The sequence below is a fragment of the Allosalinactinospora lopnorensis genome, assembly GCF_000981225.1.
Classification (GTDB): domain Bacteria; phylum Actinomycetota; class Actinomycetes; order Streptosporangiales; family Streptosporangiaceae; genus Allosalinactinospora; species Allosalinactinospora lopnorensis.
The window spans coordinates 1-748 of the sequence record NZ_LAJC01000192.1 but is presented as its reverse complement, the minus strand read 5'-3'; the positions used below and the strand labels follow the sequence as shown (position 1 = coordinate 748).

At 69.4% G+C, this 748-nt stretch carries 1 protein-coding gene; it reads left to right on the top strand.

The genetic code is table 11. From position 1 onward, the window contains the following. Positions 1-37: 37 nt before the first annotated feature. The coding region (locus VS93_RS26445; protein WP_236700764.1) for an RNA-guided endonuclease InsQ/TnpB family protein at positions 38-748 on the top strand (711 nt) is incomplete at its 3' end.

Here is a 748-nt window from a genome sequence, read left to right as displayed (position 1 = left end):
GGATGCTGCGCCCGCTCGAAGAAGGCTCACGCCGGGGATGAGAAGTGCGGCCCGTCTCGACAAGATGTTGACCGAAGCCCGCACCGCGAACGCCTGGCTCCGCGAAGGCAGTTCGGTGCCGCGGCAGCAGACCATCCGTGACTTCGCCAAGTCCCGCGCCAAGGCGTTCAAGGACGTCAAGGCCCGGCTGCCGCAGCGGCAGCGCGCGGGGATGCCGAAGTACAAGAAGAAGCGCGCTGCCGATCCCACATTGAACTACACGCGGCGCGGGTTCCGGCTGAAGGATGGGCGGTTGCACCTCGCGGGCGGCATCAGCCTGGGTGTGGTGTGGTCGCGGGACCTGCCCAAGCCGCCGTCGTCCGTCCGCGTCTATCGGGACGGCCTCGGCCACTGGTACGCCTCGTTCGTCGTGGCGAGGACCACCGCCACGCTGCCCGCCACCGGATGGGACATCGGCATCGACTGGGGTGTGGAGGAAACCGCTCCCACCACGTCGGAGGCCCATGACCTGCCCCATGCCCAGCACGGCAGGAACGCCGCGCGGCGCCTGGCCCGCTACCAGCGGATGGTGGCCCAACGGAAGCCCACGTGCGGCCAGCCCGGATCCAAGGGCTACCATCAGGCGAAGCGGCAGACCGCGAAGCTGCGCAAGAAGGTCGCACGGCAGCGGCGGGACACCGGCCGCAAGTGGGCGAAGAAGGTCGTGACCGACCACGACGCGATCGCTGTCGAGGACTTCCGCCCGAAG